The 9,385-nt window shown below is 66.6% G+C and carries 9 protein-coding genes; 3 read left to right on the top strand and 6 right to left on the bottom strand.

Annotated features, from left to right (window positions below; genetic code table 11):
- Positions 1–96 precede the first annotated feature (96 nt).
- Together AB3G45_RS12785 and AB3G45_RS12780 are read left to right on the top strand one after the other, a co-directional pair.
- Complete coding sequence (locus tag AB3G45_RS12785; protein WP_367830918.1) at positions 97–945, top strand: LysR family transcriptional regulator; 849 nt, start codon at positions 97–99, stop codon at positions 943–945.
- Positions 946–1,016: 71 nt separating this feature from the next.
- Entirely contained in the window at positions 1,017–1,271 is a 255-nt protein-coding gene (locus AB3G45_RS12780; protein WP_367830917.1) for a hypothetical protein, read from the top strand.
- 47 nt (positions 1,272–1,318) lie between these two features.
- Here AB3G45_RS12780 and AB3G45_RS12775 read toward each other — a convergent pair whose 3' ends face one another.
- The 6 genes from AB3G45_RS12775 to AB3G45_RS12750 all read right to left on the bottom strand — a co-directional run bounded on the left by AB3G45_RS12775 (position 1,319) and on the right by AB3G45_RS12750 (position 8,640).
- The gene (locus AB3G45_RS12775; protein ID WP_367830916.1) at positions 1,319–2,092 is read right to left on the bottom strand and encodes an SDR family oxidoreductase; all 774 of its coding nucleotides are present in this window, start codon (positions 2,090–2,092) and stop codon (positions 1,319–1,321) included.
- A 120-nt stretch (positions 2,093–2,212) separates the two neighbouring features.
- Positions 2,213–3,862 (bottom strand): OFA family MFS transporter, encoded by a 1,650-nt coding sequence (locus AB3G45_RS12770; protein WP_367830915.1) that lies wholly within the window; start codon positions 3,860–3,862, stop codon positions 2,213–2,215.
- Between the two features lie 237 nt (positions 3,863–4,099).
- Positions 4,100–6,112 carry a cache domain-containing protein gene (locus AB3G45_RS12765; protein ID WP_367830914.1) on the bottom strand — a complete coding sequence of 671 codons (2,013 nt, stop codon included), beginning with the start codon at positions 6,110–6,112 and terminating at the stop codon, positions 4,100–4,102.
- Complete coding sequence (locus tag AB3G45_RS12760) at positions 6,105–7,499, bottom strand: sigma-54-dependent transcriptional regulator (RefSeq protein ID WP_367830913.1); 1,395 nt, start codon at positions 7,497–7,499, stop codon at positions 6,105–6,107. Before AB3G45_RS12760 ends, AB3G45_RS12765 begins: the two co-directional genes overlap by 8 nt.
- Before the next feature lie 149 nt (positions 7,500–7,648).
- On the bottom strand, positions 7,649–7,870 hold the full coding sequence (locus AB3G45_RS12755; protein WP_367830912.1) for a hypothetical protein: 222 nt from the start codon (positions 7,868–7,870) through the stop codon (positions 7,649–7,651).
- A 212-nt stretch (positions 7,871–8,082) separates the two neighbouring features.
- Positions 8,083–8,640, bottom strand: coding sequence for a hypothetical protein (locus AB3G45_RS12750; RefSeq protein WP_367830911.1), 558 nt, complete (start codon positions 8,638–8,640; stop codon positions 8,083–8,085).
- A 69-nt stretch (positions 8,641–8,709) separates the two neighbouring features.
- Between AB3G45_RS12750 and AB3G45_RS12745 the strand changes: the two genes are divergently transcribed.
- The gene (locus AB3G45_RS12745; protein WP_367830910.1) at positions 8,710–9,369 is read left to right on the top strand and encodes a glutathione S-transferase family protein; all 660 of its coding nucleotides are present in this window, start codon (positions 8,710–8,712) and stop codon (positions 9,367–9,369) included.
- Positions 9,370–9,385: the final 16 nt, after the last annotated feature.

Here is a 9,385-nt window from a genome sequence, read left to right as displayed (position 1 = left end):
AACCAAAGCGGCCCGCAGCAAGCGGATGGATTTTGCTTTATTAATCGACTTTATCGATTACACTTTGGCCGAACACTGGGAAAAATCGGCGCATTCATGCAAATTGTCCTGATTGAGACATTCCTCGACCTGATGGAAACGCGCAACTTCAACCGCACGGCGGAGCGGCTGAACATCACGCAATCGACGGTCACGCACCGCATCAACGCGCTGGAAGGGATGTTCGCGCGAAAGCTCTTCGCACGCAACAAGGGCGGCACCCAGCCGACGGCGGCGGGCCTGCGCTTCCTCGATCACGCCAAGGCGCTGCAGCACCAGTGGCACGAGGCGGCACGCGCGGTGGAAACGGCCGGCGCCTACGAGCGCTCCATGCGCATCGGCCTGCAACACGACCTTGCCGCCCATTTTGCCGGCGACTGGCTGGCGGCGGTGCGCCGGGACCTGCCGGGCACCTCGATCTATGTGGAGGTCGACTATTCCAACCAGATGAACCGCGACCTCGGCGCGGGCGACCTCGACCTTGCGATCCTCTTCACGCCGCACTACCTGCCGGACCTTGCCTATGAGCGCATCGGCGAGGTGCACTACGAGATGGTGAGCAACCGGGTGGCGCGGATCGAGGACGTCCGGCCGGAGGACTATATCCAGGCCGTCTATTCCCCTGCCTTCGACCGGCTGCACCGCGAGGCGCATCCGACTCTCTCGACCGCGCCCATCGCCAGCGGCGAGACGACGGCCGTCCTTGCCCTTCTGCAAAAACTCGGCGGCTCGGCCTTCGTCATGGCGGCGGATGCGAAGCGGCTGCTGCGCACCGGCGCGGCAAGCCGCGTTATCGGCGCCGAGCCGATCGCGCAGGCCGTCTATGCCGCCGCCAATGTGCGCACGCGCCACGCCCACCAGCACCGGCGCATCGTCGCCATCATGCAGGTCTTGCTTGCCGCGTGACGCCCCGGCCATTGAAACGCCGGCCCGCCCCGCCTATGAACGGTCCGCCGACATCTGACGAAGGAGTTTCCATGGCCGCCCGTGACCGCTATTCGCGCAAGCTCGAATGCGCCATGTGCGGCAATTCCGGTTATGCCGAGGTCTCGGAAGACGACATGCCGACCCGCAAGCATCCGGATTTCACCGTCGATTCGCTGCCGCACGGCTTCCTGACGGAGCGGCCCTCGAAATATCCGGACAGGCACATGCTGCGCTGCCGCTGCGGCCATGTCTTCAAGTTCCGGCAGAAGACCGTCTATGCCGAGGGCGGCGAGCCGCGGCGGTAAGGTTTCGGGGTGCACCGCAAGGCACGGCAGAGAACCGGTACGCGCCCCTACCCCCGCCCGACGAAGGGCATGGCGGTCGCCATGACCGTCATGGTCAGCACATTGGCGTCGAGCGGCAGGCTCGCCATGTAGACCACCGCGTCGGCGACATGTTTCACCGACATGGTCGGCTCGACGGCGGTCTCGCCGTTCGGCTGGAGCACGCCGGTGCTCATGCGCCGCGTCATGTCCGTTGCCGCATTGCCGATATCGATCTGGCCGCAGGCGATGTCGTATTTGCGCCCGTCGAGGGCGGTCGATTTGGTGAGGCCGGTGATGGCGTGCTTCGTCGCGGTATAGGGCGCGGAGTTCGGCCGCGGCGCGGTGGCCGAGATCGAGCCGTTGTTGATGATGCGCCCGCCGCGCGGATCCTGCGCCTTCATCAGCCGGAAGGCCTGCTGCGTGCACAGGAAGGCGCCCGTCAGGTTCGCCGCGACGATGCCGCTCCAATCCGCAAAGGAGATGTCCTCCAGCAGCCCCGCGACATTGGAACCGGCATTGTTGACCAGCACGTCGAGCCGGCCGAAATCGCGCTTGATCTCGGCGAAGACCGCGGCGACCTGTTCCGGATCGCCGACATTGCAGGCAATCGCACGGACCGGCTTGCCGGTTTCCCCGGTAATCTCCGCCGCAGCCTTCTCAAGCACCCCGGCCCGGCGGCCGGTGATGACGACCGTGTAGCCCTCGGCGCTGAGGCCGCGGGCGATGGCAAGGCCGATGCCCGTGCCGCCGCCCGTCACCAGTGCGATCTTCCCCATGCCGGTCCTGCCCCATTCGGTCATGCTGTCCTCCTCCTTTGACACGTCCTTCCGGTTTGCGCGAAAAGCGCCCCCGCTGCAAGCGATCATGAAAAAGTCCCCGGCACCGGCCGGGGACTTCGCTGCGTCGTCCTTGGGAGGAACTCAGAACAGGGCGGCCGTGCTCCGCAGCGTCACCCAGATGCCCCAGAGGAGCGGCAGGCCGACGACGGCCCAGGCGAGCACCGCCTTGGCGTCGAGCCCACCCGTGCCGATGCCGAAGGCGCCGGTCGGGCCGGAAGCGGCCGCCGACTTCGCCTGCAGGGACGCGACCTCCTCGTCCGACATGAACCATTTGTCGGAAAGCGGCCGCACCAGCATGTTGGCGACGAACCCGAGCGCCAGCATGCCGGCGAGGATGTACATCGTGCCGGTGTAGAGCGCCGGCCCCGGCGCCACGCCGGCGGCGATCTGCGCCTCGCGGATGTAGTTGACCACGACCGGGCCGACGATGCCGGCGGTCGCCCAGGCGGTCAGCAGGCGGCCGTGGATCGCACCGACGAACTGCGTGCCGAAGATATCGGCAAGGTAGGCCGGGACGGTGGAGAACCCGCCGCCATACATCGACAGGATGACGGCCAGGGCGAGCACGAAGAGCGCCTTGCTGCCCATGTCCGCCAGCGTCGGCGCGAGCGCGTAGAGCACGATGCCGAGGAGGAAGAAGGTGTAGTAGGTGTTCTTGCGGCCGATCTTGTCGGAGAGCGAGGCCCAGACGAAGCGCCCGCCGATGTTGAACAGCGACAGGAGGCCGGTGAAGCCGGCGGCGATCGCGGCGATGGCCGCCTTCTGGTCGGTATCGAGCTGGCCGAAGCTCAGTTCCGGCTGGCCGAGGAGGCGTCCGCCGAAGATTTCCTGCAGCATGGGCGAGGCCATGCCGATGACACCGATGCCGGCAGAGACGTTGAGGCAGAGCAGCAGCCAGATCAGCCAGAACTGAGCCGTCTTGTGCGCATCGCGCAGGTGGACGTGCCTGGTGGTGATCATCGTCGACTTGGAGGCCGGCGGCGTCCAGCCTTCCGGCCGCCAGCCGGCCGGCGGAATGCGATAGCCGAAGGCGCCGCCCATCATGAAGCAGAAGTAGATGGCGGCCATGACGAGGAAGGTCTGCCAGACGCCGGCCGTCGTGTCGGTCTTGAAGACGTTCATCAGGAGATTGGCGAGCGGGGCGCCGATCATCGCGCCGCCGCCGAAGCCCATGATCGCCATGCCGGTCGCCATGCCTCGCCGGTCCGGGAACCACTTGATCAGCGTAGAGACCGGGGAGATGTAGCCGAGGCCGAGGCCGACGCCGCCGATGACGCCCGCGCCGAGCCACATCAGCCACAGTTGGTGGCTCATGACGCCGAGCGCCGCGACGACGATACCGCCGCACCAGCAGCAGGCCGAGACGAAGCCCGCCTTGCGCGGGCCGACGCGCTCCAGCCAGCCGCCCCAGATGGCGGCCGAACAGCCGAGCAGCACGAAGAACAGCGTATAGATCCAGCCGAGATCGGCGACGCGCCAGTTGCAGGTCGTCGTGAAGAGCGCGGACAGAAGGTTGAGGTCGGCGCAAGCCGGATCGGCGGCGCCCGGAATGGACTTGGACAGCGGCAGCCAGAACACGCTGAAGCCATAGGCCATGCCGATGCAAAGATGGATGGCGAGCGCGGCCGGCGGCACGAGCCAGCGGTTGAAGCCGGGTTTGGCGATGATGCGCTCCCGGTCGAGGATGCTGCCGGAATAGCCGCCGGCATAGGTCTCGGTCGATGCAGTCATTGGGTCTCCTCCGCGACGCACCCCTCGGTGCGAAGATTTTCGTTATGGGGAGCCGGCGAAAACCGCCCTTCGGCGCCGGATGCCTGCATCCCTCTTGCAGACGGCCGGAAGCCGAACCTCCCGCGCGAAGCGAAGCAAGGCCTGTGCCAGAGTGGATTTTCCGTAAAATCAATGGCTTGCGCGAGGAAGAAGATTCAAGATGGACAGTTTGTCCTTCGCCTGGGACAAACTGTCCGGTCAGGCCGCCTCCGGCAGCCAGATCGTGAAGGTGGCGCCCTCGCCCGGCCGGCTCGCCACCGCGATGGCACCGCCCTGCCGCGTCACCAGCGTCTGGCTGATGGAAAGGCCGAGGCCCGTGCCCTCCTGCCGCTTTGTCGTGAAGAACGGATCGAAGACCTTTGCCACGAGATCCGGCCCCATGCCGACCCCGCTGTCGCTGACGACGATCTCGACGCCCGGGCGTCCGCCGCGCTCGCTGTCGCGGGTGACGATGGTGAGGCCGCCACCGTCCGGCATGGCATGGATGGCGTTGACGACGAGGTTGACGACGACCTGCTGCAATTCGGTGCGGTTCATCAGCACCAGCCGTTCTGCCGTGTCCTCCAGCCGCACGGCGATGGCCGCCTTGGCGAGCAGGTGCTGGACGAGCGGCATGCAATCGGCCACCGCCATGCCCGGCGCGTGGCGATCGACGAAGCCGGCGAATTCCTCCGGCTTGGCGAATTGCAGGAGCTTCGTGACGATCTGGCTGATGCGCTGGATCTGCTCGTCGAGGAGCTGGAACTCCACCCTGGCCAGTTCCGCCCGGTCGCCGACCACGGTGCGGATGACCTCCAGGTTGCCCTGCATGACGGCGATCGGGTTGTTGATCTCATGGGCGACGCCGGCGGTGATCTCGCCGATGGCGGCGAGCTTTTCCGACAGGATGAGCTGCTTGGTCGTCGCCTCCAGCCGGCGGTTGGCGAGTTGCAGTTCGCGCGTGCGCTCGTCCACGCGGGCGTTCAGCTCTTCGTTCCAGCGGCGCAGTTCCAGGTCGTTCTGCTCGAGCTGGTTCAGGAGATCGTCGAGATGCACGGCGACGCGGCCGATCTCGTCCTGGCTGTCGACAGGGCCGGTGCGCGCGCCGAGATCGCCGCTCTCCACCCGCGCGATGGTGGCGTCCACCCGCTCCAGCGGCTCGAAGATGCCGCGTGCCCAGCGCAGGAAGATCGGCACGCTGGCCGCCGTGATGGCGAGGAAGGCGGCGACGATGGTCAGCACCGTCTGGTACTTCGCCGCCGTGAACGGCGCTTCCAGGAAGCCGACATAGAGCATGCCGACGCGCTGGCCGTGGCTGTCGGTGATCGGCTCGTAGGCGGAAATGTACCAGTCGTTGACGACGAAGGCGCTGTCGAGCCAGGTCTGTCCCTCGCCCAGCACCGCCGAGCGCACGGCCGCGGAAACGCGCGTGCCGAGCGCGCGCCGCCCCTCGAACAGGCGAACATTCGTGCTGATGCGCACGTCGTCGAGGAACAGCGTCGCCGTGCCCTGGCTGCCCTCCGGCAGGCTCGCCTCGCGGTAGACGAGGTCGTTGATCGTGTCGATGAAGACGAGGTTCTGGTTGAGCAGGATGCCGCCGACAAGCACCGCCTTGCGCCCGTCGCCGAGCGTGACGGGGCTGGCGCTCTGCACGACCATGCCGCGCGCCTCCTCGGTGCGCTCGGTGGGCACCGCATTGGTCGTCGGCACCAGCGGCAGCCGCGCGCGGGCGGCAAGATCGGGCGAGAGCCTTTCGAGGTCGGCATTCTCGAAGATATCGATGCCCGTCGCCGGCTTTCCGGCCAGCGCGTCGCGGATGACCGGCCAGTCGGTGCGCTGCGTCTCCGCCGTGGTCGCGGTCACGGAGACGACGAGCCGGCCGTCGGGTGCGATGACATAGAGGAAATCCAGCTCCAGCCGCGCGCGCGCCTCGTCGAGCAGGGTTTTCAGCGCGGCGTTGTCGCCCGCGCTGTCGCGAAACCGCACGGAGCCGCCGAGCGCGGTAACGTGCTCGCCGGTATTGTCGAGGATGTGGGCGAGATACTGGTGCGCGATCGTCAGGTCGCCGTTGACCTTGGAGATCAGCGTCGCATCGAACTTCTCGTTCCAGCGATAGACGGTGATGCCGAGCAGGAGCGGCAGGATCACCAGCATCGGCAGGAGCGCGATGGCAAGCAGCCTGTAGCGCACCGAGCGCGCCGGGCGGATGACGCCCTGCCTCACCTCACCCATCCCAGGCCGCCAGCTTGCGGTCGATGGTCTTGCGGGAAATGCCGAGCCGGCGCGCGGCCTCGTCGCGCTGGCCGTTGCAGCCCGCGAGCACCGAGAGGATATGGCGCCGCTCGATATCGGCGAGCGAGCCGGCCTCCGTTCCGGCCGGTGCTGTAGCCGCAGCGCGCCCGAACCCTTCCGGGAAGCGGCCGAGGATCAGCGTGCGCTCGACGAGGTTGCGCAACTCGCGCACATTGCCCGGCCAGTCATAGGCCGAAAGCGCCCGGCGGGTCGCCTCGTCTATCGGCACGGCGGGCATGGCGAGCTGCGCCGACAGCTTCTTCATGAAGAGGCCGGTCAGCTCCACTGCGTCGCCGTCGCGGTCCTTCAGCGGGGGGAGATGGATCTGCATGACATTGATGCGGAAGAACAGGTCGGCGCGGAAGCGCCCGGCCTGCACCTCCTTCTCCAGCTCCGCATTGGTGGCGAAGAGGAAGCGCAGGTCGACCGGCACCTCGCGTTCGGAACCGACGGGCCGCACCTTGCGGTCCTCCAGCACGCGCAGCAGCTTGCTTTGCGTGGCCGGCGGCATCTCGCTGATCTCGTCGAGGAAGAGCGTGCCGCCCTGCGCATGCAGGAACAGGCCCTCGCGCGCCCGCTCGGCGCCGGTGAAGGCGCCCTTCAGGTGGCCGAACAGCTCGCTTTCGATCATGTCCGGCGGGATCGCCCCGCAATTGACCGGCACGAAGGGCTTTGCCGCGCGGTCAGACAGCGCGTGCAGCGAGCGCGCCGCCACCTCCTTGCCGGTGCCCGACTGGCCGGTGAGCAGCACCGAGGTCGGCAGCGGCGCGACCCGGGCGATGGTTTCGCGCACGCGGGCGATGGCGGCCGATTCGCCGATCAGCCGGTCGCGCAGGAGGATATGGTCCGACGTCGTCCTCAATTCGTAGCGCAGCACGTAGTTCTCGCGCTGCAGGCGGAGGCGGTCGAGGCAACGCGCCACGGCATTGAGCAGCTGGTTGGAGCGGAAGGGTTTCAGAATGAAATCGACCGCGCCGGCCCTTAGCGCCTGGATGGCGGTTTCGAGGTCCGCATAGGCCGTCATCAGGATGGCATCGGCGAAGAAGCCGATGGCGCGCTGTTCGGCGAGCCATTCCACGCCGTTCTTCTTCGGCATGATGTTGTCGAGGATGACCACGTCGAAATGATTCTGGTCGAGCTTGCGCGAGGCCTCGTCGGTATCGGCGGCCAGCTCCAGTTGCCGGCAGCGCGGCCCGAGCGTGCGCATGAGGAAGTTGCGCATGCCCGGCTCGTCGTCGACGACGAGAATGGAGGCTTGCGCCAGCCACGGCCCGAATTCCGGGTCGGTTGACGTGTCGCGCAGCACGCGCGCGGCTTCAGTCGGCACCTCGTCTCCTCCCGATGGTCAGGCGCGTCAGGATTGCGCGCCCGGATGCGAAAGCGCCGCGCGCTTTTGCCCGGACGGCTTGGACGCCTACCATAGAAAGCCGCCGCCGCAAGCACAAGGCGAGCGCGGCGGCGGAACGGGCGGAATCGTCAGGAGTGCAGACGAATGCGCTCGCGGCGTTCACGCATCGCCGCAAGTTCCTGTTCGACATGAATTTTCCGGGCATCCTCCATCGCCACGGCGATGGTTTCGCTGATGACGCGGACACTGTCTTCCGAGATAAGCGGCGATGCCCCACGGCACTCCGCCGCATGCAGTTTGCAAAGCGCGCTGGCGAGCAGCCGCGCATAGTCTTCCGGTTTGCGACCCATGTTCCCCACCTTTTTTGATTGGAGCCACAGAAAACCACACAATGAGGCAAAATGCCACAGCTTTCTCACATGCTAATGGAAAAAATTGTGGGTATTCCCATGGGGCTCTCCACGCGGGAATGCCGGGAAACGAGACTGTTCGGAAATGAGACGGGGCAAATGCCGGGCGGCGTCAGCGGACGGACGGAAACACGATGTCCGCCTGGAAACCATCAACACGCCCGGCGATGGGCGATGTGAGGACGAGGCTGGCGCGCATCCGCGCCAGAAGCCGCTCGGCGATGGAAAGCCTGAGACCGGAGCCCTCGGCACGCGTCCGGCCGCGGAAAAAGCGCGTGCGCACCGCCGCAAGCTCCGCCTCGGACAGCGCCGTTGCGGATGCTGGGGATGCCCGTTTCGGCAAGGTGGATCTCGACCGGTTCCTCCGCCCGCCCGTGCAGCAGCGCGTTCTCCATAAGGTTGCGCAGCACGATGGCGAAGGCGTCGGCCGTGCCCTCGCGCAGGGCCGGCCCCGCAAGGTCGTTCCGCAGCCGGATACGGCTCGCCTCGTGCGATGCGCGCTGGAAATGCGTGACGACGACGTCGAGCACGTCCACAAGGTCGAAGGTCGTCTCGCTGACGCCGATGCCGGCTTCGGCGCGGGCAAGCTGGAGCAGCTTCTCGGTGAGTTTCGTCAGCTTCTGCCAGGAGGCCTCGATCTGGCGGGCGAGCGGGAGATTGAGGGAGCGCAGGATCGGCTGAAGCTCCTGCGGCAGGCGCCGATACTGCATGGCGGGTGAAGAATCCGATTGCATTTTGCAATCGGATTTGCGACAACACCCGCAGACACGGAGGTTGCGATGAAACCCGTTCTCTACGCCCATCCCTTTTCCAGCTACTGCCAGAAGGCGCTGATCGCGCTCTATGAAAACGCCACCGATTTCGACTACCGCCTGCTCGACCACAAGGATCCCGAAACGCTGGCGGATTTCGAGAAACGCTGGCCGATCAAGCGTTTCCCGATCCTCGTCGACGGCGACCGGACGATCGTGGAGGCGAGCATCGTCATCGAATATCTCGGGCTCCATCATCCCGGGCCGGTAAAACTCATCCCTGACGATCCAAAGGCGGCGCTGGAGGTGCGTATGCTCGACCGCTTCTTCGACAATTACATCTCGACGCCGCAGCAGCGTATCGTCTTCAACGCCATCCGGCCGGAGGCGGAGCGCGACCCCTACGGCGACAGCCAGGCGCGCGACATGCTGGAGCGGGCCTATGCCTGGCTCGACACGCGTATGGAAGGCCGCACCTGGGCCGTGGGCGACAGCTTCACGCTGGCCGATTGCGGCGCCGCCCCCTTCCTGTTCTATGCGGACTGGACGCATGCCATAGCCCCGGCCTTCGCCCATGTGCACGCCTATCGCAGGCGCCTGCTCGCCCGCCCGTCCTTCGCCCGCGCCGTCAACGAAGCCCGGCCCTTCCGGAAGTTCTTCCCCCTCGGGGCGCCGGATCGCGACTAAAGCATTTCCAGCCGAA

It is taken from the genome of Shinella sp. S4-D37, from assembly GCF_040812195.1.
Classification (GTDB): Bacteria; Pseudomonadota; Alphaproteobacteria; order Rhizobiales; family Rhizobiaceae; genus Shinella.
Note: the sequence above shows the minus strand (reverse complement) of the source record. Positions and strands in the feature narration are given on the sequence as shown.